27 protein-coding genes, 3 tRNA genes and 2 pseudogenes are annotated in these 23,497 nt (G+C 67.0%); 13 read left to right on the forward strand and 19 right to left on the reverse strand.

Translation table 11 applies throughout. The annotated features are described in order from the left end of the window. A pseudogene (locus Q8K49_RS00015) lies at positions 1 to 249 on the reverse strand (excinuclease ABC subunit A); the annotation flags it as partial. Between the two features lie 278 nt (positions 250 to 527). Further along, the gene (locus Q8K49_RS00020) at positions 528 to 965 is read right to left on the reverse strand and encodes a hypothetical protein (RefSeq protein ID WP_305303382.1); all 438 of its coding nucleotides are present in this window, start codon (positions 963 to 965) and stop codon (positions 528 to 530) included. Positions 966 to 1,090: 125 nt separating this feature from the next. Here Q8K49_RS00020 and Q8K49_RS00025 point away from each other — a divergent pair, with 125 nt between their 5' ends. Continuing rightward, positions 1,091 to 1,219 (forward strand): hypothetical protein, encoded by a 129-nt coding sequence (locus tag Q8K49_RS00025; RefSeq protein WP_305303383.1) that lies wholly within the window; start codon positions 1,091 to 1,093, stop codon positions 1,217 to 1,219. Positions 1,220 to 1,272: 53 nt separating this feature from the next. Here the strand turns inward: Q8K49_RS00025 and Q8K49_RS00030 are convergent, their stop codons facing one another. The 3 genes from Q8K49_RS00030 to Q8K49_RS00040 are packed head-to-tail and all read right to left on the reverse strand — an operon-like array spanning position 1,273 to position 3,112. After that, a complete protein-coding gene (locus Q8K49_RS00030; RefSeq protein WP_305303384.1) occupies positions 1,273 to 1,716 on the reverse strand; it encodes a flagellar basal-body protein FlbY in 444 nt (147 codons plus the stop codon). Next, positions 1,713 to 2,006 carry a rod-binding protein gene (locus Q8K49_RS00035; RefSeq protein WP_305303385.1) on the reverse strand — a complete coding sequence of 98 codons (294 nt, stop codon included), beginning with the start codon at positions 2,004 to 2,006 and terminating at the stop codon, positions 1,713 to 1,715. The genes Q8K49_RS00030 and Q8K49_RS00035 overlap by 4 nt, the downstream gene beginning before the upstream one ends. Continuing rightward, positions 2,006 to 3,112, reverse strand: coding sequence for a flagellar basal body P-ring protein FlgI (locus Q8K49_RS00040; protein WP_305303386.1), 1,107 nt, complete (start codon positions 3,110 to 3,112; stop codon positions 2,006 to 2,008). Before Q8K49_RS00040 ends, Q8K49_RS00035 begins: the two co-directional genes overlap by 1 nt. 182 nt (positions 3,113 to 3,294) lie before the next feature. Between Q8K49_RS00040 and Q8K49_RS00045 the strand changes: the two genes are divergently transcribed. Beyond that, positions 3,295 to 3,720 (forward strand): flagellar assembly protein FliX, encoded by a 426-nt coding sequence (locus tag Q8K49_RS00045; protein WP_305303387.1) that lies wholly within the window; start codon positions 3,295 to 3,297, stop codon positions 3,718 to 3,720. A 185-nt stretch (positions 3,721 to 3,905) separates the two neighbouring features. Further along, the gene (gene dksA, locus Q8K49_RS00050; RefSeq protein WP_305303388.1) at positions 3,906 to 4,337 is read left to right on the forward strand and encodes an RNA polymerase-binding protein DksA; all 432 of its coding nucleotides are present in this window, start codon (positions 3,906 to 3,908) and stop codon (positions 4,335 to 4,337) included. A gap of 6 nt (positions 4,338 to 4,343) precedes the next feature. On the opposite strand, the gene Q8K49_RS00055 is transcribed toward dksA, so the two are convergent. Together Q8K49_RS00055 and Q8K49_RS00060 are read right to left on the reverse strand one after the other, a co-directional pair. Beyond that, on the reverse strand, positions 4,344 to 4,736 hold the full coding sequence (locus Q8K49_RS00055) for a type II toxin-antitoxin system VapC family toxin (protein ID WP_305303389.1): 393 nt from the start codon (positions 4,734 to 4,736) through the stop codon (positions 4,344 to 4,346). After that, on the reverse strand, positions 4,733 to 4,996 hold the full coding sequence (locus tag Q8K49_RS00060) for a type II toxin-antitoxin system VapB family antitoxin (RefSeq protein WP_305303559.1): 264 nt from the start codon (positions 4,994 to 4,996) through the stop codon (positions 4,733 to 4,735). The genes Q8K49_RS00055 and Q8K49_RS00060 overlap by 4 nt, the downstream gene beginning before the upstream one ends. 106 nt (positions 4,997 to 5,102) lie before the next feature. Between Q8K49_RS00060 and gltX the strand changes: the two genes are divergently transcribed. Then, positions 5,103 to 6,437, forward strand: coding sequence for a glutamate--tRNA ligase (gltX, locus tag Q8K49_RS00065; RefSeq protein WP_305303390.1), 1,335 nt, complete (start codon positions 5,103 to 5,105; stop codon positions 6,435 to 6,437). On the opposite strand, the gene Q8K49_RS00070 is transcribed toward gltX, so the two are convergent. The 3 genes from Q8K49_RS00070 to Q8K49_RS00080 all read right to left on the reverse strand — a co-directional run bounded on the left by Q8K49_RS00070 (position 6,434) and on the right by Q8K49_RS00080 (position 8,016). After that, positions 6,434 to 6,889 carry a hypothetical protein gene (locus Q8K49_RS00070; protein ID WP_305303391.1) on the reverse strand — a complete coding sequence of 152 codons (456 nt, stop codon included), beginning with the start codon at positions 6,887 to 6,889 and terminating at the stop codon, positions 6,434 to 6,436. The two genes, gltX and Q8K49_RS00070, sit on opposite strands and share 4 nt — an antisense overlap. A 106-nt stretch (positions 6,890 to 6,995) precedes the next feature. Continuing rightward, the gene (locus Q8K49_RS00075) at positions 6,996 to 7,286 is read right to left on the reverse strand and encodes a hypothetical protein (RefSeq protein ID WP_305303392.1); all 291 of its coding nucleotides are present in this window, start codon (positions 7,284 to 7,286) and stop codon (positions 6,996 to 6,998) included. A 127-nt stretch (positions 7,287 to 7,413) separates the two neighbouring features. Further along, positions 7,414 to 8,016, reverse strand: coding sequence for a TIGR00730 family Rossman fold protein (locus Q8K49_RS00080; protein ID WP_305303393.1), 603 nt, complete (start codon positions 8,014 to 8,016; stop codon positions 7,414 to 7,416). A gap of 83 nt (positions 8,017 to 8,099) precedes the next feature. On the opposite strand from Q8K49_RS00080, the gene Q8K49_RS00085 reads away from it, so the two are divergent. After that, positions 8,100 to 8,864, forward strand: a complete 765-nt coding sequence (locus Q8K49_RS00085; RefSeq protein ID WP_305303394.1) for a hypothetical protein — start codon at positions 8,100 to 8,102, stop codon at positions 8,862 to 8,864. 138 nt (positions 8,865 to 9,002) lie between these two features. Here Q8K49_RS00085 and Q8K49_RS00090 read toward each other — a convergent pair. Further along, positions 9,003 to 9,077: transfer RNA gene (locus tag Q8K49_RS00090), tRNA-Asn, on the reverse strand. A gap of 70 nt (positions 9,078 to 9,147) precedes the next feature. Between Q8K49_RS00090 and Q8K49_RS00095 the strand changes: the two genes are divergently transcribed. Then, a complete protein-coding gene (locus tag Q8K49_RS00095; protein ID WP_305303395.1) occupies positions 9,148 to 9,951 on the forward strand; it encodes an RNA methyltransferase in 804 nt (267 codons plus the stop codon). Between the two features lie 83 nt (positions 9,952 to 10,034). On the opposite strand, the gene Q8K49_RS00100 is transcribed toward Q8K49_RS00095, so the two are convergent. From Q8K49_RS00100 to Q8K49_RS00120, 5 genes and pseudogenes are all read right to left on the reverse strand, one after another. Beyond that, positions 10,035 to 10,580 carry a hypothetical protein gene (locus tag Q8K49_RS00100; protein ID WP_305303396.1) on the reverse strand — a complete coding sequence of 182 codons (546 nt, stop codon included), beginning with the start codon at positions 10,578 to 10,580 and terminating at the stop codon, positions 10,035 to 10,037. Positions 10,581 to 10,637: 57 nt separating this feature from the next. Then, on the reverse strand, positions 10,638 to 10,985 hold the full coding sequence (locus tag Q8K49_RS00105; RefSeq protein ID WP_305303397.1) for a hypothetical protein: 348 nt from the start codon (positions 10,983 to 10,985) through the stop codon (positions 10,638 to 10,640). A gap of 109 nt (positions 10,986 to 11,094) precedes the next feature. Further along, positions 11,095 to 11,364, reverse strand: coding sequence for a hypothetical protein (locus Q8K49_RS00110; protein WP_305303398.1), 270 nt, complete (start codon positions 11,362 to 11,364; stop codon positions 11,095 to 11,097). 163 nt (positions 11,365 to 11,527) lie between these two features. Next, positions 11,528 to 11,650: pseudogene (locus tag Q8K49_RS14780) on the reverse strand (LuxR C-terminal-related transcriptional regulator); the annotation flags it as partial. A 127-nt stretch (positions 11,651 to 11,777) separates the two neighbouring features. Further along, positions 11,778 to 11,851: transfer RNA gene (locus Q8K49_RS00120), tRNA-Cys, on the reverse strand. 139 nt (positions 11,852 to 11,990) lie between these two features. Here Q8K49_RS00120 and Q8K49_RS00125 point away from each other — a divergent pair. The 5 genes from Q8K49_RS00125 (at position 11,991) to Q8K49_RS00145 (ending at position 18,577) form a co-directional block, all read left to right on the forward strand. Beyond that, the gene (locus tag Q8K49_RS00125) at positions 11,991 to 12,620 is read left to right on the forward strand and encodes a protein-L-isoaspartate O-methyltransferase (RefSeq protein ID WP_305303400.1); all 630 of its coding nucleotides are present in this window, start codon (positions 11,991 to 11,993) and stop codon (positions 12,618 to 12,620) included. 129 nt (positions 12,621 to 12,749) lie between these two features. After that, positions 12,750 to 14,234: a TolC family outer membrane protein gene (locus Q8K49_RS00130; RefSeq protein WP_305303401.1), complete on the forward strand. Its 1,485-nt coding sequence runs from the start codon at positions 12,750 to 12,752 to the stop codon at positions 14,232 to 14,234. Between the two features lie 174 nt (positions 14,235 to 14,408). Next, the gene (locus Q8K49_RS00135; protein WP_305303402.1) at positions 14,409 to 15,032 is read left to right on the forward strand and encodes a DUF2497 domain-containing protein; all 624 of its coding nucleotides are present in this window, start codon (positions 14,409 to 14,411) and stop codon (positions 15,030 to 15,032) included. Between the two features lie 87 nt (positions 15,033 to 15,119). Further along, positions 15,120 to 17,852 carry a valine--tRNA ligase gene (locus tag Q8K49_RS00140; protein ID WP_305303403.1) on the forward strand — a complete coding sequence of 911 codons (2,733 nt, stop codon included), beginning with the start codon at positions 15,120 to 15,122 and terminating at the stop codon, positions 17,850 to 17,852. Then, on the forward strand, positions 17,849 to 18,577 hold the full coding sequence (locus Q8K49_RS00145; protein ID WP_305303404.1) for a TlyA family RNA methyltransferase: 729 nt from the start codon (positions 17,849 to 17,851) through the stop codon (positions 18,575 to 18,577). The genes Q8K49_RS00140 and Q8K49_RS00145 overlap by 4 nt, the downstream gene beginning before the upstream one ends. A gap of 228 nt (positions 18,578 to 18,805) precedes the next feature. On the opposite strand, the gene Q8K49_RS00150 is transcribed toward Q8K49_RS00145, so the two are convergent. Beyond that, positions 18,806 to 19,423 (reverse strand): glycine zipper 2TM domain-containing protein, encoded by a 618-nt coding sequence (locus Q8K49_RS00150; protein ID WP_305303405.1) that lies wholly within the window; start codon positions 19,421 to 19,423, stop codon positions 18,806 to 18,808. A gap of 218 nt (positions 19,424 to 19,641) precedes the next feature. On the opposite strand from Q8K49_RS00150, the gene Q8K49_RS00155 reads away from it, so the two are divergent. Beyond that, on the forward strand, positions 19,642 to 20,886 hold the full coding sequence (locus tag Q8K49_RS00155; protein ID WP_305303406.1) for a class I SAM-dependent RNA methyltransferase: 1,245 nt from the start codon (positions 19,642 to 19,644) through the stop codon (positions 20,884 to 20,886). A gap of 267 nt (positions 20,887 to 21,153) precedes the next feature. After that, a complete protein-coding gene (locus Q8K49_RS00160) occupies positions 21,154 to 22,116 on the forward strand; it encodes a PHB depolymerase family esterase (protein WP_305303407.1) in 963 nt (320 codons plus the stop codon). Here the strand turns inward: Q8K49_RS00160 and Q8K49_RS00165 are convergent, their stop codons facing one another. Continuing rightward, entirely contained in the window at positions 22,117 to 23,184 is a 1,068-nt protein-coding gene (locus tag Q8K49_RS00165; protein WP_305303408.1) for a PA0069 family radical SAM protein, read from the reverse strand. A 187-nt stretch (positions 23,185 to 23,371) separates the two neighbouring features. Beyond that, positions 23,372 to 23,456, reverse strand: a tRNA-Leu gene (locus Q8K49_RS00170). Positions 23,457 to 23,497 lie beyond the last annotated feature (41 nt).

The raw sequence follows: 23,497 nt of genomic DNA on the forward strand, positions 1-23,497 counted from the left end.
CAGCCCCTCGATCAAATCCACGTCCGGCTTTTCCATCAATTGCAGAAATTGCCGCGCATAGGCGGATAGCGATTCCACATAGCGGCGCTGGCCTTCCGCATACAGGGTGTCGAAGGCGAGCGAGGATTTGCCCGAGCCGGACAGGCCGGTCATGACCACGAGCTTCTCGCGCGGGATGTCGAGATCGACGCCCTTGAGATTGTGCTCGCGGGCGCCGCGCACGCGGATGAAATTGTGCTTTTCGGTCATGGAATCCGGGAACGCGGTGGAGCCGGGAGGGGTCCGGCGCGACGCCGCTATATGGGGATCAATTCGCGCGATTCAGCAAGAACAATGTAGGAACACGGTGATGGCCGCCACCCCTGCTGACAGAAGATGTCAGCAGGCGCAGGTCAAGCGCCGGTCGCCGGAACCGTTGCCGGTCTCGGCGTCGATGCGCCGGACGACGGCCTGACGACGGGTTTCGGGATCATCTGACAGGCTCACCCGCCTTACCTATGCGGCCGGCGGCCGGTCCGCCATTGCGGCTAATCGCCGTCGAGGAAATCGCCGGCGTTAAAGGTGACCACGCAGCGATGGTCAGCGCCGGAAGCGGCCGAGCAGGAGTCGACGCCGAACATGTTGATCTGGACCTTCGCCGTCGACCGGTAGCTGCGGCCGTCATGGTCGAAGGCGGAGCCGATTCGGGCGCTCCACGGGCCGAGGGCGTCGTAGAAGGCGCGGGCGGGCGCGCCGGTGCAGGTGAACAGGATCAACTCGTCCCCGCCGCCGTCGGAGGCCCGGCGAAAATCGCCGGTCGAGGCGGCCTGGCCGATGCAGTCGGCATACAGGCGGGCGTTGGGCGGAGCGGGATCGCCGGCGATCGGCGCATAGTCCGGGGCGGTCGCCAGGGCGCCGGGTGTATGGGCGCAGGCCCCCAGGGCGGCGACCAGGGTGATGACGGCGAACGACTGGATGGGGCGCATGATCTCTCCTCTGACCGCACCGTCTCACGGTCTCGTCAGCCGGGCTATTGCTGAAATGGCTTGCACCACAGCCGCTTCGACCCCATCTTCCGACTTCGAGTGAGTATCACTGGAGTTTGACGGTCATGATCAGCGCCCTGGAAATCGGTTTCGCCCTTTCCGCAACGCTGCTGGCGCTCGTCTATGCTCTCAGCCTGCCACGGTCCAAGCGGGTTCGGATTCGCGCCCGTCGCGACACGCCGCACCGCTTCTAACGCCCTCCGGCACCCGGAATTCAAATCAGATCGACGGCGAAGCTGCGCCCGGTTCAGGCCTGGCGGTTGAAGGCTACGGCGCGGCCGTCGCCGGCGTTGGCCTTGCCCGAGGCGCCGTAGGCCGTGGGGCTGCCGCGCTGGCCGGCGACCTCGGCGGCAATGGTCTTGACCAGGCCTTCGGAGACGATGCGGGCGGCCTCGACGGCGCGGGCGTGGCGCGAGAGGACGGCCTCGAAAGCCTCGGTGGCCTGGATGAGGAGGATACGGTCGCTGGCCGGCGCGGCGGCGACCGAGGCAGGATTGGCCTTCAGCTGGGCGGACTCGCGACGGTAGGTGTTGGCCAGATCCTGGGTCCCGGCCAGGGCGGCGGCGGCGTCATGGGGGCGATGGGATTCGAAGATTCGAGACTCTTCACTCAGCCGCGCTGTCAGGCGGTTGGTCAGGTCGATCAGCTGACGGACCCGGGCGGTGGCGTTCAGCTTTGCGGCATCGGTCATTGACCCTGCTCCTGCATCTTCAGCATCTGGGCGACGACCTGATCAGCCAAGCCGATGCCGCCGCCGCGGACGGCTTGCTTGGCCATCGCCTCGACGAGGAAGCCACGCCACGTGCCCTCGGCCTCGCCGCCGCCGAAGGGGGCCTCGGTCGAGAGACCCTCGAACATCGGCTTGAGCATCTGCGACAGGTAGGAGGCCTCGAAAGCTTCGGCCGTCTCGCGCATGCGGGCGGTGGGGACGGCCGGCGCCGCCGGGGGCAGGGTGGCGGGTGAGATGATCGGGTCGCTCATCACATCACCTCGATTTCGGCCTGGAGGGCGCCGGCGGCCTTGATGGCCTGCAGAATGCTGATCATGTCGCGCGGGCTGACGCCGAGGGCGTTGAGGCCGTTGACGAGGGTCGACAGGGAGGCGCCGCCGCCGACGATGCGCATCTGGCGGCCCAGATCCTCTTCGATCGCCACGTCCGACTGGGGGACGACGACGGTCTGTCCGCCGCGACTGAAGGGTTCGGGCTGGCTGACCAACGGGGTTTCCTGCACCGAGATGGTCAGATTGCCCTGGGCGATGGCCACGGTGGAGACGCGGACGGCGTCGCCCATGACGATGACGCCGTTGACCTCGTCGATGATGACCCGGGCCGGGGAGTCGACCTGGACCTCGAGGTTCTCGACGCGGCTGATGAAGCCGGCCATGCCCATCTGGCCCGGGGCGCGCAGGGCGACGACGGTGCCGTTCTCCGCCAGGGCGGTGTTCGGATAGACCTGGTTGATGGCTGTGGCCATGCGTTGGGCCGTGGTGAAGTCCGGATTGCGCAAGGTCAGCCGGACCTCGGTCATATTGGCCAGATGGAAGCCGGTCTCGCGCTCCACCGTCGCGCCAGAGGCGATGCGGCCGGCCGTGGGGACGCCGCGCGTGACCGACGAGCCCGAAGAGCCGCCGCCCGAGACGGCGCCCGTCTGGACCGACCCCTGCGCCACCGCATAGACCTGACCGTCCGCGCCTTGCAGGCTGGTGACCAGCAGGGTGCCGCCCAGAAGGCTCTTGGCGTCGCACATCGAGGAGACATTGACGTCGATGCGGGCGCCCGGGGTGGAGAAGGGCGGCAACTCGGCCGTGACCATGATGGCGGCCATGTTCTTGGAGTTTGCGTTGGAGCCGCGGATGTTGACGCCCAGGCGCTCGGTCATGCCTTCCAGCGACTGCCGGGTGAAGGGGCAGTTCCGCAGGCTGTCGCCCGTGCCGTTCAGCCCGACGACCAGGCCGTAACCGACCAGCTGGTTGGAGCGGACGCCCTCGATCGCGGCGATGTCCTTGATGCGCGACTGGGCCAGGGCCGGAGACGCGACTCCGGCCAGGGCGGCGGCGGTCAGGAGAGTGGCGAGCAGGTTCTGCATAGGCGCGGCATCCACGAACTGTTGCGTCCCGTGTGATGCCAGCCCCGTGCCACAAAAAAGTGTAGAAAAAACAGCAGGAGAGGCGGTCTCGCACCGTGTGATCACGGCAGAAACTGCCGGGCTGTTAACCAAACGGTGACGCGACGCCGATGATGGTCGGGCTTGTCCTGGAGTCGCATGCCATGAAGGTTACAGGTCCGTCTGGACCATCCCTGGCCCAAGGGTCCCGCGGCGCACGCGCCAGCGGCGGCTTTTCTGTGCCGTCCGCCGGCTCGGCCGCCGGCGCGAGCGCCACAAGCCCGGCCTCCGCACCGTCCAGCGTGACCGATGTCTCGGCCCTGATGGCGCTGCAGGGCGTTGAGGATGTCGCCGAGCGTCGGCGGCGGGCGATTCGTCGTGGCGGCGGCCTGCTGGACCGGCTGGAGGAGCTGAAACTGGCCCTGTTGATGGGCGAGGCGGGCGACGGCGCGCTGGATCGGCTGACGCGGACGTTGAGAGAAGAACGTCCGGTTGACGCTGACGAAGGGTTGAACAACCTGCTGGACCAGATCGATTTGCGTGCCGCGGTGGAGCTGGCCAAGGCCGATTTACGCCGCAGTGCAGCATAAGTCTCCGAAATCCTTGAAAAAGCGGGGTCGGCGAGCGCCGGGTGATGAAGAAATGTCACGGTCTCGAACGGACTCTCAGCTTCACCGGTAACGCTCGCGCGAGTGTTGTTGCCGCGACTCTTCGTCCTCCCTATAGGCAGGGCTGCGCCACAGGGGGGCGCTGTTAAAGACCGTGAGTGCGAACTATGACCGCATTGGCGTCTGAGATTGTCGAGCCGGCCGGGTACAGGCCGTCTGACAGCGAGCCGTTCATGAACGAGCGGCAGCTGGCCTATTTCAGGGGCAAGCTGATGGACTGGAAGGATGACATCCTTCGCGAGTCCAAGGGGACTGTCGTCAACCTGAAGGCCGAGACGGAGAATCATCCGGATCTGGTCGACCGGGCGTCGTCGGAATCCGACCGGGCGCTGGAACTGCGCACCCGCGATCGCCAGCGCAAGCTGATCTCCAAGATCGATGAGGCGCTGCGCCGCATCGAGGACGGCTCCTACGGCTATTGCGAGGAGACCGGCGAGCCGATCAGCCTCGGCCGCTTGGAAGCCCGCCCGACCGCGACGCTGTCGGTCGAGGCCCAGGAGCGGCACGAGCGCCGCGAACGGGTCCACCGGGACGACTGAGCCGGGTCAGACCGGCGGGACCGATTTCACATCGGTCCGGGTGAAGTCGTCGCCCTTGTAGAGAAGGGGCGCGTTTAACTCCCGCGCGAGGGCATAGGCGAAGCAGTCGCCGAGATTCAGCCTGGCCGGAGTGCGTTTGCCGAACTTCACCTGAGTCCGGGACGCCGTTCGGGCCGTGTCGCCATCGGCGGGCACAATGCGAATCTCGAACATCTGGATAAGTGCCTCGAGGTCTGCCACTCCGGCCGCGCCTTTGAACGAATGCAGCCGGGTGTGCGCCTCCCAATAGCCAACCGGCGACAAGTTACCTGGAGTCGATGTCAGGGCACGGATGAAGTCGGCCTTCTCGGGTTCGTTGAGAAGGATGGCCACGAGCGCCGAGGCGTCAACGACCATCATTTCGGCAGGCCGTCCTCGTCATAAAGATCGTCGTCAGTCAGCAACGGACCAACGATCGGCAGGGCTTGGAAATGTGCGACAATCTCGTTCACTGCGACGATCTTGCGCTGGATTTCAGCCTCTCGCTCCGTTGTCAGTCGCTCATCACGTTCGCGCACCATCTCGTCGACGAGGTCGGTGATCGTCTTTCCCTCGAAAGCCGCCAAACGCCTCAGGCGCTCTACGGTCTCGGCTTTTCGGATCTGGACCGGGGCGTTCATGATGGCCACCAGTCTATCATGACGACGAAGCGGAGCCAACCCGCGCCTTGACTTGAAGGGTCCGGAGCGCGACCTAGCGCGCCTCGCGTTTCAAGGTCGACTGCCCATGTCCGTCAAGGTCCGTTTCGCCCCGTCGCCGACGGGTAGGCTGCACGTCGGCAATGTCCGCACCGCCCTGGTCAATTGGATGTTTGCGAAAGGGCAGGGCGGCTCATTCGTCCTGCGTATCGACGACACCGACCTGGCGCGCTCGACGCCGGAGTTCGAACAGGGGATCGAGGACGACCTGACCTGGCTGGGTCTGGTCTGGGACGAGCGCTACAACCAGTCTAGGCGGTTCGACCGCTATGAGGAGGCCGCCGCCCGGCTCAAGGCCTCGGGCCGGCTGTACCCCTGCTACGACACCTCCGAGGAGTTGGACCGCCGCCGCAAGGTGCAACTGTCGCGCGGCCTGCCGCCGATCTACGACCGCGCCGCGCTGGAGCTCACCGGGGCCGAGAAGGCCGCCTATGAGGCCGAGGGCCGTCGCCCGCACTGGCGCTTCAAGCTGGATGGCCGCCGCGTGGCCTGGGAGGATCTGGCCCGTGGCCATGCGGAGGTGGACACAACCTCGATGTCCGACCCCGTCCTGATCCGCGAGGACGGGCTGTTCCTCTACACCCTGCCGTCGGTCGTCGATGACATCGACATGGCCATCACCCACGTCATTCGCGGTGAGGACCACGTCACCAACACCGGGGCGCAGATCGAGATCTTTGAGGCGCTGGGTGGGCCGACGCCGGCGTTTGCGCACATGCCGCTGCTGGTCGGCGCCGACGGCCAGGCCCTGTCCAAGCGGCTGGGGTCGCTGTCGATCGCCGAGATGCGCGAGCAGGGCTATGAGCCGATCGCCATCACCAGCCACCTTGGCCGGATCGGCACCTCGGACCCGCTGGAGGTCGGAGCGTCGATCGGCGCTCTGGGGGCCGGGTTCGCCTTCTCGAAAATGGGCCGGTCGCCGGCACGTTACGACACGGCCGATCTGGACCGGCTGAACGCCCAGTCGCTGCATGGGATGGACTATGTGACGGCGCGGCCGCGGCTGACCGAACTGGACGCCGACCTGGGTGAAGGCTTCTGGAACGGGGTGCGTGGCAATCTTCAGAAGTTCAGTGATGTCGTTGAAATGACGACGATCGTGCGCGGACCTGTTACACCAGTGATCGAGGACGCAGCCTTCGCCGCGGCTGCGCTCGCCGTCCTGCCGGAGACGATCGACGAGACCTTGTGGCCGGTCTGGACGGCGGCCGTGAAGGAGGTCACGGGGGCCAGGGGCAAGGCGCTGTTCCTGCCGTTACGCATGATGATCACTGGCCAGGCGCATGGCCCGGACATGGCGACGCTCGCGCCGATGATCGGTCGCGAGCGGATCGTCAAACGGTTGAGCGGCGAGACGGCCTAGGTAACAGGGCGGGTTCCAGAACATCCGCCCGTGAGCATCCTTTGCAGGTGCTGAAGATCGCCCGGGTGAAACTGGGCGGCGAGGATTTCCCCAATCTTCTTGTCCGTCCCGGAATCGTAGACGGCCATTCCCGGTAGCAAACCCTCGGGCCCCACTCCACCACTACAGAGAACAGCCCTGGCTCGCGGAACGCGCCAACGGGTGTGCCAGAAGCGCCTCAGAAACAGGCTATCCGGCGTCAGATGAATTCGGGCGGTTGGAACCAGAAGTCCCGCCCAAAGAGCAAAGACGATCAATGCTCCGCTGGATGCCAGATTGATGGATTTCCATTCATCGGTTCCCTGCATCTCGCTCAGCGCGCCGATGCCGACGAACAGGAAGAAGGCCGAGACGATCGCCATCGGAACAATCGCACCGAGAGCAGGCCGCAGGGTGAGGGTATCGCCGGTCATACGGCGAAGCTACCTGCGTTCATCCCCCGTTCCAACCCGCGACTGAACAACACAAGGGCCACCCCGCGAAGGGGTGGCCCTTGCTTGGCACCGTGGCCGGCGTCGATCAGGCGTTGCAGGCCGCGATCTGTTCGGCCGACAGAGCGACGCCCTTGTAGCTGAATGCCGACACGGCGCCGAAGCGGGCCACGACGCGGCGGCAGGCGCGGGTCGCAGGCTGGTTGGCGCCGCCACTGGCGGTGCAGGTCGCGCCTTCGCAACGCCAGGAGGCGCCGTCGATGATGGTGGCGGCGGCCGGAGCGCGGGCGGCGTCGGCGAGGACGGCGCTGGTGGCCGGGGTTTGGGCAAGGGCGGGGGCGGCGGCGAACAGGGCCGCGGCGATGAGCAGAGCACGCATGGGGAGGTCTCCGGTTTGGCGGGAGCGGTCATCCGTCCCGTGGCGCCAATGTCCGTTTTCATACGCAACTGTCAAGGTGGGTCTCTAAAAGAAACCTATGGACACCGGCTGACTGACCAGTGATTACTTATCGGCGATCATGTTGCAAGTGCGGCATGTCGCCCGCGCCCTGCATGGCCTCGATCGCGCCCTCGACCGTGTCGCAGACGACCCAGGCCTGGCGGAAGCTGGCGGGGGTCATGCCCTCGGCGATGCTGTGTTCCATCACGGCCAGCAATGGTTCCCAGAAGCCGTTCAGGTTCAGGAAGATGACCGGCTTTGAGTGGAGATCGAGCCGCTTCCACGACAGGACCTCGATGACCTCTTCCAGCGTCCCGACGCCGCCCGGGGCGACGACGAAGGCATCGGACTGGTCGTACATGATGGTCTTGCGCTCGTGCATCGAGGGCACGATCAGGGTTTCGACGTCGTCGAACAGACGCTCGCGGCTACGCAGGAAGCCAGGCATGACGCCCAGGACCCGCCCGCCGGCTGCATGGGCGGCCCGGGCCGAAGCACCCATCAGGCCGACTCCGCCGCCGCCATAGACCAGCCGCCAGCCGGCCCTGGCCGTCTGCTCGCCGAAGGCGCGGGCGGCGGCGGTATAGGCCGGGTCGGAAAGATCGGACGAACCGCAGAACAGGCAGACGGACTGGCCGTCGAAGGGCTGGATGACGACAGGCGAAGACATGGAGCCTCGGGAACACGGATGGGAGACAACGGCCGCCTCGGCGCGCTATCTGGACCGATACTCCTAGCGGTCGGATGCACGCGATGAAACGGGCCATGTTCGGCAAGTCGGCGATAGTGGTGCTGTTGTGCGTCGCCAGCGCAGCCTGTTCTCCGCCGACGGCCGCGCCGGCGGAGAAGGCCAGCGCCCCGGCTGCGGCGGAGGGATGGACCCGCCCGCCGATGATTCGTTCGGTGCAGCGCATTCCGGGCGGTCTTGTTTTCTCGGGGCAGGCGGAGCCGGGCGCCCGCGTGGTTCTGCGCAGTGATTCCGGTCCCGCCCATGCCGCGGCGGCCGATGATCAGGGCCGGTTCGAGATTCGCATGATCGCTCCGGTCGGCGACCTGTTGCTGCGGCCCGAGACGCAGGTGGGTCAGGACGCCGCCGCTACGCCGGAACGGCTGCTGATCGTAGCGGGGGGGCGGGGCCCCGTTGCAATTCTGCGGACCGGTGGGGCGACGCGGCGGTTGGACCGGGCGCCGGTGCTGGGCGCGGTCGACAGCGACGGCCGGATGCGGCTGGTTTCGGGCCGCAGTCAGCCTGCGGGCCCGCCGATCGATCTTCAGGCCGGGGGCGAGAGCGGCCGGGTGACTCCGGACGCCTCGGGCCGTTGGAGCCTGGTGCTCACCCCATCGATGGGACCGGACGAGATCCGCGTGGGCGGAAGGGCCTTCCTCTGGCCCGGCGAGGGGGCAGGGGTAGCGGAAGGCGGCGGGACGCAGGTCGAGCGGGCTGGCGCCGGCTGGCGCGTGGTCTGGAGCGGCCCGGCCGGCGGGCGGCAGACGACCTGGTTGCCGGACGCCGAGTGACCGTTTTACGATCGATTAACCAATTCAGGGCAACGGAAGGACGTCTTCCATTTTCGAGGACACCCACCATCACCGAACTTCCTCAGCCCGGCGCTCGCGTCGGGCTTTTTTTCGGTCTGACGCTGTGGTGGGAAAGAGTGGCTCCGCGGGTAGGATTCGAACCTACGACCAGCCGATTAACAGTCGGCTGCTCTACCACTGAGCTACCGCGGAACACTTCCTCTCGGGAAGGCGGGCGCTATAGCAGCGCGAGTCAGAGTGACGCAACGGGAAATATCCGATCTTGGCCGTGATCCGTATCGACCAGCCCGATGATCCGCGCATCGCCGGCTTCCGCGACATCCGCGAACGGGACCTGACGGGCAGGCAGGGCCTGTTTGTGGCCGAGGGCGAGGTGGTGCTGAATGTGCTCATGTCGAACCGGTCGCTGTGCCGCCCGGTCGCATTTTTGCTGGACAGCAAACGGGTCGAAGGGCTGGCGGGCGTGCTCGCCGGGGCACCGGACGACACGCCGGTCTATGTCGCCAGCCAGCCCGTGCTGGATGCGATCGCCGGGTTTCACCTGCACCGGGGGATACTGGCGCTGGGCGAGAAGCCGCCGGTCCGGTCCCTGGAGGCTTGCCTGGACGGAACGGGGCCGGACGCCGTCGTCGTTGCGACGTGCGGGATAGGCAATCACGACAATATGGGCGGGGTGTTCCGAAACGCCGCGGCCTTCGGCGCCGGGGTGGTGCTGCTGGACGCACATTGCTGCGACCCCTTCTATCGCAAGGCCATCCGGGTCTCCGTGGGCGCGGTGTTGCGAACGCCGATGGCGACCGGTCTGGACGCCTTGGCCATGGTTGATGGATTGAGGGCGGCGGGGTTCGAGGTGCTGGCGCTGACGCCGGGCGCGGCCGAGCCGCTGGATGCGATGCCGCGGGGCGGCCGGGTCGCCATTGTGCTGGGGCCGGAGGGGCCGGGACTGACGTCGGCCGTGATCGAACGCTGCCGGCCGGTCGGGATACCGATGTCAGGCGGCTTTGATTCGCTGAATGTTTCGGTCGCCAGTGGAATTGCGCTGCATCATTTCACCAGACAGGCGTGAATCGATCACCAAATCGCGATTAACGCTTTGTACACCTTGATGAACCGGCACAGCTGTGTCGCTGTAGGGCGTCCGGGGGGAGTTCAATCATGTTCGGTGGCGTTTTCGTCTTCATTCACCGCAATGCGCGCATCGCGCTGGCGGTCGGCATCGTCGCAGCGGGCGTCAGCGCCGCCAGCGTCATCGGCTGGATCACCGCGCCGGTCGCCTGACCGCAGTTCGGACCTTTCCGCTCTGTCCATGTTCCCGGGGTTCTGTGCGACCGCGGGAGTGGTTTTGCGCGCCCGCCAGATCGCGCCGGCCATCAGCGACAGCAGGACCGCGTCGCCCCAGACGTAGTAGGCGGTGACGTAGGCCCACTGTTCGAGTTCGTGGAAACGGACGAAGGCGAGGTGGTTGGCCATCAGCAGGAACTGGAACGCGGTCGCCCAGATCGTCCACCGGCGTTTCGAGTACAGGGCCAGATACAGCAGGAACAACAAGGTCGCGCCGTCGAGCCCGATGATGACCCAAGGCGGATTCAGCGAGTCGAAATGCGCGAGGGCCGTCCCGATCCACACCAGGACCAGAACGGCCGCAGTAGCGCGTTCCCACCGGCCGCCGCGCCAGAGTGCGAGGGCGGCGGACACGATGAGCAACACCAGGGAAACTGCATAGATGGGCGACATGACTCTGGCATCGCCAAATCAGGAAACCAGCGCAAGCCCCACAGGCCGCGGGAGCGGATTCTCCGCCTTCTCCATGCCGCCCATCTGAACGCCGCGGAAGGAGGTTTTTTGCTTCACATCAGCCAAGGCCTCGTGAAGCGCGACCATCGCTCGCTGCGCCCCGATCTGCGCCGTGACCGCATCGGCCAAGGCGTCGAACGCCGCCTGTCCCACTGTGGCCGAAAGGCCGGCCTCGCGACGGCTTCTGGTCAGGGACTGGGCCAGTCGGCCGAGCTGGTTGACGGCTTCGTCCTGGCTGGCTTCGGCCTGAAACAGGTCCGTCGCCAGGCGCGCGACAACGGTCGCCGCATGTTCACTGCGTTTCATTCGCTCACCCTATTCTCAAGAAGCGACGCGGATCAGTTCCCGTAGCGGATGCCTTGCAGAACGAAGGCGAACCGCTCCGCGCCAATGACGCTCGTCAGGACCAGAGCGGCTATTGCGGCAATGGTGAAGACAAACAGGACGCGGCCGAGGACTTCATGTCCGATTCCGAAGGCTGGAAACCGGAATCCAGCAATGCCGCCCCGATGTGCAGAATCTCCCTGAAGGTGGAGTCCGGAGAGAGGAAGGCCGCCTGTTTGCGGGTTCCACTGACCAGATGATTCACCATCATCTGTTTCGCCGGGGTATCGGCCAGTGAGAGAAGAACTGTCTGAAGCTCCGCCCAGCTGATGCCCGGCAACTGTCCTTCGGTATTGGTCATTGATGGTCCCTTTCGCTGGCCCAGAAGAACCTGTGGCGGCGAGGTGGGCGATTGGGACCAGTTCGGATACCGAGTCATTCGGAACGGTCTGTTCGGCCAGGAGAAGGAGCGCCGCATCAATCCGACCGGAGGCGTTCAGCTTGCGCGCCGCGTTTTCGCAGTGGCGATCGACGGTCGAAGGCTTGATGCCCAGACGTCGGGCGATCTGTTTGGAGTTCATGTGCGCATGGACGAGGCGAAGACATTGGCGCTCGCGGTCGGTCAGTCGATCAATACGGCTCGGCATCTTTCGCCCCCCCGGCTGCCCGCATACCTTAACCACAGGAAAGGGCTCACCGAAACGGGCATTGCGCCGCAAACCCACAATCAACGCTTGTCAGCGGTGACGGGAGCGGCGGGGATCGAAATCGCGATGGAGGCCTGACCGAGAATCGAACTCGGGTGCAAGGATTTGCAGTCCTCTGCGTAACCACTCCGCCATCAGGCCCTGGGCCGTTGAAAACGGCCACGCCATCGCGAGGGGCGTTCGCTATCAGATCGGATTGTCCCCCGCAACGCACAGACCTATAAGCGCGCCAGATTTCCCGGCTGTCGCCGGGCGCCCATAGCCGCAGGATCGTCGCTCCATGGATTTCGCCGCTGCCCGCAAGGTCATGGTCGACAGCCAGGTCCGCGTGAACGATGTGACTGACCGCGCCCTGCAGGCCGCGCTTCTGGCCGTGCCGCGCGAGCGGTTCCTGCCGTCAGAACGGGCGTATTCGGCCTATGCCGAGATCGAACCCGAGATTGCGGGCGGGCGCCGGCTGATGCTGGCGCGCGACCTGTCGAAACTGCTGATGGCGCTGGATGCGAAGCCGGGCGAGGCGGCGCTTGCCCTGGCGGCGCCATACGCCGCCGCGGTGCTGGCGCGGCTTGGTCTCGCTTCGACCGCCCAGGAGTCGGATGACGCCGTGTTCGGGGTGGTCGGTGAGGTGTTGGCGCAAGAGGGTGTGCGTACGGTGACGGCGCCGCTCAGCGCGCCGGCTGAGGGCGGCTATGACGTCATGGTCTGCGAAGCCGCGATCCCCGGGCGGCCGGAGGCCTGGCTGAAAGTCCTGAACGTCGGGGGACGGATGGCGGTCGTCGAACGCACCGGCCCGGTGGGCAAGGCTGTACTGTATGTGCGGGGCGAGCATGGGGTTTCCCGCCGCGAACTGTTCAACGCCGCGCCGCCGATGCTGGCGGAACTCTCGCCCATTCCTATCTTCGCACTGTAGGATCGCCGACGTCGACGGACTTGCCCGGCGGCCGCGTGAAAAAAACTTAACTGGCGTGGGCGTAAACGGTCCCGCATCAGACCTATGAGATACGAAGGGCGCGCTTCCCAGCGTCAGGCAGGAACAGACATGCTGAAACGTACGCGCGCGCTCGCCTCGGTCGCCGTCTTCGCCGTGATTGCCGGCATGGGCGCCCCCGCGTGGGCCGAAACGCTGAAGGACGCGCTGGCCCTGGCCTATCAGACCAACCCGTCACTGCTGGCCCAGCGGGCCAACCAGCGGGCGCTGGATGAGTCGATCGTCCAGGCGCGCGCCGGCTTGCGGCCGCAACTGAATCTCACCGTGACCGCCAACTATGCCCGCGACTACAGCGGCAGGCCCTTCAGCAACCCGGACAGCGACACCGGCGGGGCCAGCATAGGCCTGGCCCAGACCCTGTGGTCGGGTGGACGCATCGGTCACGGCATCTCGGCGGCGGAGGCCAACATCCTGGCCGGGCGCGAGAACCTGCGCGACATCGAACAGACCGTCCTGGCCTCGGTGATCCAGGCCTATGCCGATGTGATCCGCGACGGCGAAATCCTGGCCATCCGCCAGTCCAACCTCGGCGTGCTGCAACGCCAGCTGGAAGAAGCCTCGGCTCGGTTCGAAGTCGGCGAGATCACCCGCACCGACGTGGCCCAGTCCGAATCGCGGCTGGCCCAGTCCGAGGCGGATCTGGCCAATGCCAGGGCCCAGCTGTCAGTCTCGCGCGCGGCCTATGCCGCCGTCGTTGGTCAGGCCCCGGGTGATCTGGCGCCGATGCCGGTGCTGCCGGGCATCCCCACCGATTTCGACAACGCCCTCGACGTGGCCCTGTTGGACAATCCGGCCATCCGCTCGGCCGCCTACAGCCAGCGCGCCGCCGAGGCCAATGTGGCGGCGGCCAGGGCGGAATACATGCCGTCAGCGCGCCTGACAGCCTCCTACGGCGGCTCGACGGACGATCTTGGCAATCTGAACGACATCGCCGACGAGACCCGCTTCCAGGCCGGCGCGACCGTTTCGGTGCCGCTGTTCACCGGTGGGCTGAACAGTTCGCGCGTCGCCCAGGCGCTGGAACGCGCCAATGTCGCCCAGATCAATGTCGAGGGTGAGCGCCGCAACACCCTGCAGGCGGTGAGCTCGGCCTATGCCCAGTCGATCTCGTCGCGCGCCACGCTCCAGGCCGGCGAGGAAGCCGTTCGCGCCGCGACCGTGGCCGCCGAAGGCGTGCGGCAGGAGGCTCAGGTCGGCCTGCGCACCACGCTCGACGTGCTGAACCAGGAGCTGGAACTGCGCAACGCCCAGATCACCCTCGCCAGCGCCCGTCGCAACGAATATGTCGCCCAGTCCCGTCTGCTGGCCGCCATGGGCCGGCTGGAAGGCGCGGATCTGGACGCCGCCATGACCGTCTATGATCCGGCCGCCAACTACAACCGGGTGCGCAACCGCGGCGGCTTGCCGTGGGACGGGATCGTCGAGGCCATCGACCGTCTCGCCGCTCCGCCCGTCGTCCCGGCCAACGACGCCGCTGATGCGCCGATCGACGTCCAGTTGAAGTCCGAAACAGTCATGACAGCGCCGCGCGACTGACCATCGTCAGGTCGCCTGTCGCGCGACTGTCGGCTGCGTCTGTTAACCTGTGACGCGAAAACGCCCGTTGATTCCAGCGGGCTGAGATGCGACGACATGGTGTGGGAGGGGTCTCCTCTTCCTTGCCGCAATTGGACTTGATCGTGCGTTCGACGCGCGCCCCGGGGTTTCGACATGACCGACCAGACCGCCCAGGAACCGACGATGGAGGAAATCCTGGCGTCGATCCGCCGGATCATTTCCGAAGACGACGCTCCGGCCGAGACTGCGCCGGCCGCCGCCGCCGCACCGGCTCCGGAAGCTTCCCCGGAGCCCGAACCCCTCGTCTCGTCCGCCCTGATGGACGAAACCCCGTCAATGGAAGAGCCGCATGCCTCCGAAGAGGATGTGCTGGAACTGACCGACGCCTATGAGGCCCCGGCCGCCGAGAGCCTCGGCGATCTCGACATCTCGCCGTCAGAGCCCTTCCCCAGCGCTCCGGTCGCTGAGTCGGTCTTCGTCGATGAACCGGTCGAGGCCTATGCGCCCGAGCCCGCGTCAGCACCCGCACCGGCCCGTGACAGTCTGGTCGGCGACAGCGCCGCGGCCAGCGCCGCCTCGGCCTTCGCCGGTTTGGCCTCTACGGTCAGAAAGCCTGAACCTATGGAATCTTCGAGCGGCTCCGGCCCCACCGTCGATGAACTGGCCCGCAGCCTGCTGCGGCCGATGCTGCGGGAATGGCTGGACGCCAACCTGCCCGCCATCGTCGAGGCCCAGGTACGCAAGGAAGTCGAACGCATCGCCCGCAACGCCGGCTGACTTCACCCGCGACCCGATCAAGGCTAGATCATTCCGGGGCGGCTCCAGTCGGGGCCGCCCTTATCTTTTGTCTGAAGACCCCTCCCAATGCTCGACAAGACATTCGACCCGACCGCCGCCGAACCGCGCCTGTATGCGATGTGGGAGGACAGCGGCGTATTTGCTCCGAAGACGGACGGAGCCGCCGAAGCCTATTCGATCGTCATCCCGCCACCCAATGTGACAGGCTCGCTGCATATCGGCCATGCGCTGAACAACACCCTGCAGGACATCCTGACCCGCTATCACCGGATGAAGGGCAAGGCGGTGCTGTGGTTGCCCGGCACGGACCACGCCGGCATCGCCACCCAGATGGTGGTCGAGCGCCAGCTGGCGGCGGCGGGGAATATCAGCCGCCGTGACATGGGCCGCGACGCCTTTGTGGCCAGGGTCTGGGAGTGGAAGGCCGAGTCGGGCGGGACCATCGTCCAGCAGCTGCGCCGGCTGGGCACCTCGTGCGACTGGAGCCGCGAGCGCTTCACCCTCGACGAGGGGCTGAACGCCGCGGTGCGCAAGGTCTTCGTCCAGTTGCACAAGGAAGGTCTGATCTATCGCGACAAGCGGCTGGTCAACTGGGACCCCCATTTCCAGACGGCGATCTCGGACCTCGAGGTCGAGCAGCGCGAGATGGACGGCTCCTACTGGCATTTCGCCTATCCGCTGGCGGACGGCGTCACCTATGAGCACCCGGTCGCCTGGGACGGCGACGGGCAGCCGACGGAGTATGAGACCCGCGACTACATCGTCGTGGCGACGACCCGGCCGGAGACCACGCTGGGCGATACCGGCGTGGCCGTGCATCCGGGCGACGCGCGTTATGAGGGGCTGGTCGGCAAGTTCGTGACCCTGCCGCTCGTGGGTCGCCGCATTCCGATCGTGGCGGATGAGTACGCCGACCCGACCAAGGGCTCGGGCGCGGTGAAGATCACTCCGGCCCACGATTTCAATGACTTTCAGGTCGGGAAGCGGGCCGGGCTGGCGGCGCTGAACGTCATGGACGCCTTCGGCCGCATCACCGCCACCGACACGCCCGACGTGCCCGCTGAATACGAGGGCATGGACCGCTTCGCCGCGCGCAAGGCCATCGTCGCCCGCGCCGAGGAGGACGGCTGGCTGAAGGACATCGAGAAGACCCGTCACGTGATCCCGCACGGCGACCGCTCGGGCGTGGTCATCGAGCCGTGGCTGACGGACCAGTGGTACGTCGACGCCCATACAATGGCCCAGCCGGCGATCAGGGCGGTGGAGCAGGGCGACACGGTCTTCGAGCCGAAGAGTTATGAGAAGATCTATTTCGAATGGCTTCGCAACATCGAGCCGTGGTGCATTTCGCGCCAGCTGTGGTGGGGCCATCGCATCCCGGCCTGGTACGGGCCCGACGGGACCATCTTCGTCGAGGAGAGCGAGGATGAGGCCCGCGCCGCCGCGCGCCATCACTATGGCGCCCAGACGCCGCTGACCCAGGACGAGGACGTCCTCGACACCTGGTTCAGCTCCGCCTTGTGGCCGTTCTCGACCATGGGCTGGCCCGACGACACCGAGGACCTGCGCCGCTTCTATCCGACCAGCGATCTGGTGACGGCGGCCGACATCATCTTCTTCTGGGTTGCCCGAATGATGATGATGGGACTTCACTTCATGGATGACGTTCCGTTCAAACGGGTGATCATCAACGGCCTGGTCCGGGACGAGAAGGGCCAGAAGATGAGCAAGTCGAAGGGGAACGTCATCGACCCCCTCGGCATCATCGACGAGCTGGGCGCCGATCCGCTGCGCTTCACCATGGCCATTTTGTCGGGCACGCGCGACATCAAGTTATCGCGTCAACGCATTGAAGGTTATCGTAACTTTGGCACCAAACTTTGGAACGCGGCCCGTTTCTCGCAGATGAATGAGGCGCGTCGCGTCGAGGGCTTCGATCCGGCGGGAGTCGATCAGACCATCAACCGCTGGATCCGCGGCGAACTGACCAAGGCGGAACGTGCGGTCAGCGAAGCCATCGAGGGCGGGCGTTTCGACGACGCGGCCTCGGCCCTGTACCGCTTCGTCTGGAACGTGTTCTGCGACTGGTATCTGGAGCTGGCCAAGCCGGTGTTCATGGGCGCGGATGCGACGGCCAAGGCCGAGACCCGAGCGATGACGGCCTGGACCCTGGATCAGACCCTGAAGCTGATGCACCCGATCATGCCCTTCATCACCGAGGAGCTGTGGGAGAAACTGGCCGACGATGGCGCGGCACGGAGCGAGGCGACCCTGATCGGCGCGGCCTGGCCCGACCTGCCGGACGCCTTCATCGACGCGGGCGCTGAGGCCGAGATCGGCTGGCTGGTCGATCTGGTCACGGAAATCCGCCAGCTGAAAGCTGAGATGAATGTGCCCCAGGGCGCCAAGCCCGGCCTGGCCTTCATCGCCCCGGACGTCACCACGGCCGGGCGGATTGAGCGCCATCGCGACCTGATCCTGACCCTGGGTCGGGTGTCCGACCTGTCCACGGTCGAAGCGGCCGCCTCGGGAACCGTGACCTTCGTCTCTGGCGGCGCCACCGCCGCACTGTCGCTGGCGGGGATCATCGACCTGTCGGCGGAGCGTATGCGTCTGGCCAGGGAGATCGCGGCCTTCGACAGCGACATCGGCCATGTGAACAAGAAGCTGAGCAACCCCAATTTCGTCGACCGCGCCGCGTCCGAGGTCGTCGACGAACAGCGCCAGAAACTGGCCGAGGCCGAGGCCGGCAAGACGAAGCTGCAGGCGGCGCTGGTGCGGCTGGACGCGGTGGGTTGAAAACGCGGCTCGACCAGCTGCTGGTCGCGCGCGGACTTGCGGAAAGCCGGGCGCGGGCCAAGGCGGCGATCGAGGCCGGCGGCGTGACGGTGAACGGGGTTCCCGCCAGTGCCGCCTCGCAGGCCGTGGGCGATGAGGCGGTCGTCGCCTACGCCGCCGCCCACCACTGGGTCGGGCGGGGGGCGCTGAAACTGGATCACGCCCTGACGCTCTGGCCGGTCGTGGTCGAGGGGCGGGTGGTGCTGGACGTCGGCGCCTCGACCGGCGGTTTCACCGAGGTTTGTCTGTCGCGCGGAGCCGCGAAGGTGTTCGCCGTCGATGTCGGCTCAGGCCAGATGCATGCCCGCGTGGCGGCGGACCCGCGCGTGGTCAATCTGGCGCAGACAGACGCCCGTGATCTGACGCCGGTCCTGATCCCCAAGGCGCCGCAGTTGATCGTCTGCGACGCCAGCTTCATCGGCCTGGCCAAGGTTCTGCCTGTGGCGCTGTCACTGGCTGCGCCGGACGCGGACCTCGTCACCCTGGTCAAGCCGCAGTTCGAGGCGGCGGGGCCGGGCGGAACGAAGAAGGGCGTGGTCAAGGAGCCGGCCGTGCAGCAGGCGGCGCTGAGCGCGGTCTCGGACTGGCTGGAGAGCGAGGGCTGGGCCGTGCAGGCGACGGCGGAAAGCCCGATTACCGGCGGCGACGGGAATATTGAGTTCCTGCTCTGGGCGTCGCGGCGATAGGCTCTCTTGGTTGGCTGCGGTCACAAGGCTTCGCCTTGTCGACCCGACGCGGCCTGGCGCTTCGCGCATGCCCAAAGCCCCAACCCGCGCTCAGGCAGCGAGCCGCCGCGCGGCGAGTGGTAGCGCCCTTCCAACATGGAAAAACCCCCGGTGGATTGCTCCACCGGGGGTCTCCGTCACGCCGCCGATCGACAGGGGGGCTGAAAAATAATCAGCGACGCAATTCTGTCAGCAGGTTTGCTGGTAGCGGGTGACCGTGCGGCCGTAGCGGTCACGGGTCTGGACGGCGACGGGGCGGCAGTCCCGACTATACTGGTCGTTCTGCTGGTACTGATAGCCGCGGTCGTCGTAGCGATCATCGTAACGGCCGTCGTAGCCGTACTGCTGGCTGCTGTATCCGCGGTCATTGTACCCGTAGCGGTATTGGTCGCTGTAGCCGCCTCGATAGTCGTTGCCGTACTGAACATGCCCGCCGCTGTAGCCGCTGTTGCAGGTACGGGATGAGTCGCCGCCGACCGCAGCGCCGAGCGCGCCACCGATCACGGCGCCGAGGACGCTGCCCTCGGTGCGCCGACCGCGAGCGCCGAGCTGCGAACCAACGACCGCGCCGAAGGTCGCGCCGACGGCGGCGCCGGTCCCCTGGCGCTGGCGGCGGTCACAGGAATCATAGCCAGAGCGACCATAGGACTGACCGTAGGCACGGTTGTCGTAGCCGTAGTCCCGCTGCTGCCCGTAGCCATAACCGGAACGCTGGTCATTGCCGTAATACTGGCTGTTGTAGCTGCCATAAGACTGGGGCGAGCCTTGGTAGCTGTAGGACTGGGCCGAGGCAGCCGCCGGAGTCAACAGGAGGCCGGCGGCGGCGAGGGCGGCGGCGCCAAGGGCGCTCTTGAGGGGCAGGCGGGCGAGCATCGGCATGATCCTGGTTTCAGAGCGGGCCCCGAACATCGGCGCCTTCTGGCTGTGGCGACGAGGAATAGACCAGTGAAACTGAACGGCCTTTGATCGGGCCGTTCATCTTCGTTCAGGTTTCGCCGGAGGGCGGGAGCCTCTAGAAGCGGCCGATGACGGAAACGGTGACCATCAGCCGCATGGGCGGGCAGGCCGACGGGATCGCCGAGACGCCGGCCGGCCCCGTGTTCGCCCCTCTGACCCTGCCGGGCGAGACGGTGCGGGGCGAGGTTCGCGACGGGCGAATGGAAGGGGCGCAGATCCTGACGGCCAGCTCCGAGCGAATCGCGCCCGTTTCGCCGCACTATGGCGACTGTGGCGGATGCTCACTGCAACACTGGGCGGCCGGGCCCTATCTGGACTGGAAGCGGGAACAGGTGCGGCACGCCCTGGCGCGAGAGGGGATCGAGACCGAGATCGAGGCGACGGTGGCGGTTCCGCCGGGGACGCGGCGGCGACTGGCCTTGCATGCGCGGCGCGGCGAGGACGGGCGGGTGGTGCTGGGATTCAAGGCGCGAAAGAGCTGGCGGCTGGTCGAGGTGAGCGCCTGTCCGGTGGCCGATCCACGGCTGGTCGCGGCCTTTCCGGCGCTGGCGCGGGTGGCGGCGGCCTTCCTGGAGCATCCGAAATCAGCCCCGACCCTGCATGTGACCGCGACCCTCACGGGACTGGACGTCGATGTGACGGGCGTGGAGCGGCGCTCGGGCGGCTTGTCGGGCGACGCGCGGATGCGGGCGATTGAGGGGGCGGCCGCGGCTGGTCTGGCGCGGCTGAGTCTGGCGGGCGAGACCCTGATGATGGAACGGCAGCCCAAGGTGGCGTTCGGCCCGGCGATCGTGCCCCTGCCGCCCGGCGGCTTCCTGCAGGCCGTGCCGGAGGCGGAGGCCGCCATGGTCGCGCGCGCGGTCGAGGCGGTCCGCGGCGCCCGGAAGATCGCGGATCTGTTCTGCGGCGCGGGGACCTTCACTTTTCCGCTGGCGACGGTGGCGCCGGTGCTGGCGGCGGACGGGTCGGCGCCGGGGATCGCCGCGCTGAAGGCGGGGATCGGCTCGGGGCCGGGGATGAAGGCGATCACGGCCGAGGCGCGCGACCTGTTCCGCCGACCGCTGGCCCCCTACGACCTGCGCGGCTGCGACGCCGTGGTGCTGGACCCGCCGCGCGCGGGGGCGCTGGAGCAGACAAGGCAGCTGCCGGGGACGAAGGCGGCGGGCGTGGTCGGCGTGTCGTGCAATCCGGTGACCTTCGCCCGCGACGCCCGGGTGCTGATCGACGCGGGCTTTCGGTTGGAGCGGGTCACCCCGGTGGATCAGTTCCTGTGGTCGGCCCATGTGGAGTTGGTAGGGGTGTTCAAGCGCTGACTCCACCCCAGCAGCAGCTGGCGACGAAAGAAGGGATGACATGCAACAAATCAGGTGAATGTGCGCTTGCAGCACTACATGTTGCATTGCAGCAATCACCATTTGGGCACAGGGCCGTCGGGCCTGCGCCGGAGATCCATCGTGACCCTGTTCGGACAAAACGCCGCCGCCCTGACCCGGGACTGGCGGCCCTCCAGGCCTCGATCGCATGGGCAAACCGGCGGTCTGCAGGATGTCCACTTCAAACCCAATCCAGGCTCCCTGAGGATGCGGCTTTATACCCCGCCTGGGCTGCCGCCGCAGTCGCCGCTGGTTGTCGCCCTGCACGGCTGCACCCAGACGGGCGAGGGCTATGCGCGCGCCGCCGGTTGGCTGACTCTCGCAGACCGCTACGGATTTGCCGTCCTCTGCCCCGAGCAGACGCGGGGCAACAATCCCAACCTTTGCTTTAACTGGTACGAGCCGGGTGATGCGGCGCGCGACGGCGGCGAGGCCGCGTCGATCGCTGCAATGGTCGGGCGGGCCCTCGCCGATCACGCGCTGGACGCCCGCCGCACGTTCGTCACGGGTCTGTCGGCCGGCGGGGCCATGGCGGCCGTCATGCTCGCGACCCGGCCCGGGATGTTCGCCGGGGGCGCAGTAATCGCCGGACTGGCGTATGGCGCCGCCGACTCCCTGGCCGAGGCGTTCGGAGCCATGCGTCAGACCCGCGTCGCCGGCCCGGGCTCGGCGGACAAGGTCCGGGCCGCTACCGGCCACCGGGGACCGTGGCCGCCGCTCTCGATCTGGCACGGTGAGAATGACACGATCGTTCGGCCCGCAGCGGGCGAGGCCTTGGCGCGACAATGGCGGGAACTGCACGGGATCGACGGGGAGGCGGTCACGATGCGCACCTCGGCCGGTCGCGAATTCCTGGTCTGGAAATCACCTGCAGGCGCCCCGGTCGTTGAGCTGCACCGCATTTCCGGAATGGGCCATGGCGTCCCGTTGAAGACCGGAGGTGTCGATGGCGCCGGAACGGCGGGTCCGCACATGTTCGACGTAGGCGTCTCCTCCAGTCTGGAGATCGCACAGGGCTGGGGCATCGCCGACCGCCGCCTCGATCTCGGGCAATCCAGGGCGCACCTGGCTGACCCGCGGCCTCCCGCGCGGGGCGCGCCCGCTGGAGCGGGCCACGGCGTCAGGGAGGTGATCGAGAAGGCGCTTCGATCTGCCGGGCTGATGAAATAACTAGCCGAAAAGTTCGAGCTGGGGCCGGGCGTCGGCGGGAATGCGGAACTGCGTCTCGTCCAGCGGCTTTCGGGGGCCATCGAGGCCGTAGCGTTTGATCGCGGCCTTGAACCGCGCGGCGATCAGCTCGGCGACCGGGCCGGTTCCCTTCATGCGCTGGGACCAGTCGGCGTCGTAGTCGCGGCCGCCACGGGTCTGGCGGATCAGGGACATGACGCGCGCCGCTCGGTCAGGCCGGGCGTCGGCCAGCCACTCGCGGAACAGATCCTTGATCTCAAGCGGCAGGCGCAGGGTTACATACATGGCCGAGGTCGCGCCGGCCTTCGACGCCGCCTCGAGCACCGACTCCAGTTCGTGGTCGTTGAGGCCGGGGATGACCGGGGCGAAGCCGACGCCGACCGCGCAGCCGGCGTCGGCCAGACGGCGGATCGCCTCCAGCCTTTTGGCTGGCGTCGAGGCGCGCGGCTCCATGGTGCGGGCGAGGCCGCGGTCCAGGGTGGTGATCGAGACCATGGCCGAGGCCAGGCCGGCGCGGCCCATGGGCCCCAGAATGTCGGCGTCGCGGACGATCAGCACCGATTTGGTGATGATGCTGAACGGATGATTGAAGCGCTGCATCACCTCCAGGATCGAGCGCGTCGAATTGAGCTCGCGTTCGACCGGCTGATAGGGGTCGGTGTTGCCGCCTATGTGGATGCGTTTGCAGACGTAGCGGGGCTTTGAGAGGTCCTGCTCCAGCAGACGCGCGGCCTCGGGCTTGAAGAAGAGGCGGCTCTCGAAATCCAGGCCCGGGGATAGGCCCATGAAGGCATGGGACGGACGGGCGTAACAGTAGATGCAGCCATGTTCGCAGCCCTTGTAGGGGTTGATGGACCGGTCGAAGCCGATGTCCGGACTGGTGTTCTTTGCGATGATGGTCCGGGCGTGCTCGGGCGTCAGGGTCGTGCGCAGGGGCGCGGCCTCGACATCGTCGCCGGTCCAGCCGTCATCGAAGGCTTCCACGGTCTCCGGCTCGAACCGCCCGCTCGCATTCGACCGCGCGCCCCGTCCCTTTGCCGCTTCCGCCATGGATAAAGCATACTCGCACAAGAGAACAAAGCAAGAACTATGAGGGCGTGAAAAGGAGGCCCGAGGTGCGAAGGTCTGAATGCCGCATTCGGTGGGACCAGCCCTGCTACGCCAGGGCCTCGCAGGGCATCCTGCTTCGCCTTCCTGATCGGACTTGTCCGGCGAAGCCCTGCGGGGCGAAGCAGGATGGTGCGGATGAGAGGACTCGAACCTCCACGCCTCTCGGCGCCAGAACCTAAATCTGGTGCGTCTACCAGTTCCGCCACATCCGCCCAGGTCCGCTACAGCGTCTAGGCGAGCCGAGGCGGGGCGG

Source organism: Brevundimonas sp. (assembly GCF_030682035.1).
GTDB lineage: Bacteria > Pseudomonadota > Alphaproteobacteria > Caulobacterales > Caulobacteraceae > Brevundimonas.

Bases quoted from the DNA above. Each gene is read 5' to 3' on its own strand.
- Q8K49_RS00020 (WP_305303382.1), bottom strand. From the start codon at position 965: ATGCGCCCCATCCAGTCGTTCGCCGTCATCACCCTGGTCGCCGCCCTG.
- Q8K49_RS00025 (WP_305303383.1), top strand. From the start codon at position 1,091: ATGATCAGCGCCCTGGAAATCGGTTTCGCCCTTTCCGCAACGCTGCTG.
- Q8K49_RS00030 (WP_305303384.1), bottom strand. From the start codon at position 1,716: ATGACCGATGCCGCAAAGCTGAACGCCACCGCCCGGGTCCGTCAGCTG.
- Q8K49_RS00035 (WP_305303385.1), bottom strand. From the start codon at position 2,006: ATGAGCGACCCGATCATCTCACCCGCCACCCTGCCCCCGGCGGCGCCG.
- Q8K49_RS00040 (WP_305303386.1), bottom strand. From the start codon at position 3,112: ATGCAGAACCTGCTCGCCACTCTCCTGACCGCCGCCGCCCTGGCCGGA.
- Q8K49_RS00045 (WP_305303387.1), top strand. From the start codon at position 3,295: ATGAAGGTTACAGGTCCGTCTGGACCATCCCTGGCCCAAGGGTCCCGC.
- dksA (WP_305303388.1), top strand. From the start codon at position 3,906: ATGACCGCATTGGCGTCTGAGATTGTCGAGCCGGCCGGGTACAGGCCG.
- Q8K49_RS00055 (WP_305303389.1), bottom strand. From the start codon at position 4,736: ATGATGGTCGTTGACGCCTCGGCGCTCGTGGCCATCCTTCTCAACGAA.
- Q8K49_RS00060 (WP_305303559.1), bottom strand. From the start codon at position 4,996: ATGAACGCCCCGGTCCAGATCCGAAAAGCCGAGACCGTAGAGCGCCTG.
- gltX (WP_305303390.1), top strand. From the start codon at position 5,103: ATGTCCGTCAAGGTCCGTTTCGCCCCGTCGCCGACGGGTAGGCTGCAC.
- Q8K49_RS00070 (WP_305303391.1), bottom strand. From the start codon at position 6,889: ATGACCGGCGATACCCTCACCCTGCGGCCTGCTCTCGGTGCGATTGTT.
- Q8K49_RS00075 (WP_305303392.1), bottom strand. From the start codon at position 7,286: ATGCGTGCTCTGCTCATCGCCGCGGCCCTGTTCGCCGCCGCCCCCGCC.
- Q8K49_RS00080 (WP_305303393.1), bottom strand. From the start codon at position 8,016: ATGTCTTCGCCTGTCGTCATCCAGCCCTTCGACGGCCAGTCCGTCTGC.
- Q8K49_RS00085 (WP_305303394.1), top strand. From the start codon at position 8,100: ATGAAACGGGCCATGTTCGGCAAGTCGGCGATAGTGGTGCTGTTGTGC.
- Q8K49_RS00105 (WP_305303397.1), bottom strand. From the start codon at position 10,985: ATGAAACGCAGTGAACATGCGGCGACCGTTGTCGCGCGCCTGGCGACG.
- Q8K49_RS00110 (WP_305303398.1), bottom strand. From the start codon at position 11,364: ATGACCAATACCGAAGGACAGTTGCCGGGCATCAGCTGGGCGGAGCTT.
- Q8K49_RS00125 (WP_305303400.1), top strand. From the start codon at position 11,991: ATGGATTTCGCCGCTGCCCGCAAGGTCATGGTCGACAGCCAGGTCCGC.
- Q8K49_RS00130 (WP_305303401.1), top strand. From the start codon at position 12,750: ATGCTGAAACGTACGCGCGCGCTCGCCTCGGTCGCCGTCTTCGCCGTG.
- Q8K49_RS00135 (WP_305303402.1), top strand. From the start codon at position 14,409: ATGACCGACCAGACCGCCCAGGAACCGACGATGGAGGAAATCCTGGCG.
- Q8K49_RS00140 (WP_305303403.1), top strand. From the start codon at position 15,120: ATGCTCGACAAGACATTCGACCCGACCGCCGCCGAACCGCGCCTGTAT.
- Q8K49_RS00155 (WP_305303406.1), top strand. From the start codon at position 19,642: ATGACGGAAACGGTGACCATCAGCCGCATGGGCGGGCAGGCCGACGGG.
- Q8K49_RS00160 (WP_305303407.1), top strand. From the start codon at position 21,154: ATGCGGCTTTATACCCCGCCTGGGCTGCCGCCGCAGTCGCCGCTGGTT.
- Q8K49_RS00165 (WP_305303408.1), bottom strand. From the start codon at position 23,184: ATGGCGGAAGCGGCAAAGGGACGGGGCGCGCGGTCGAATGCGAGCGGG.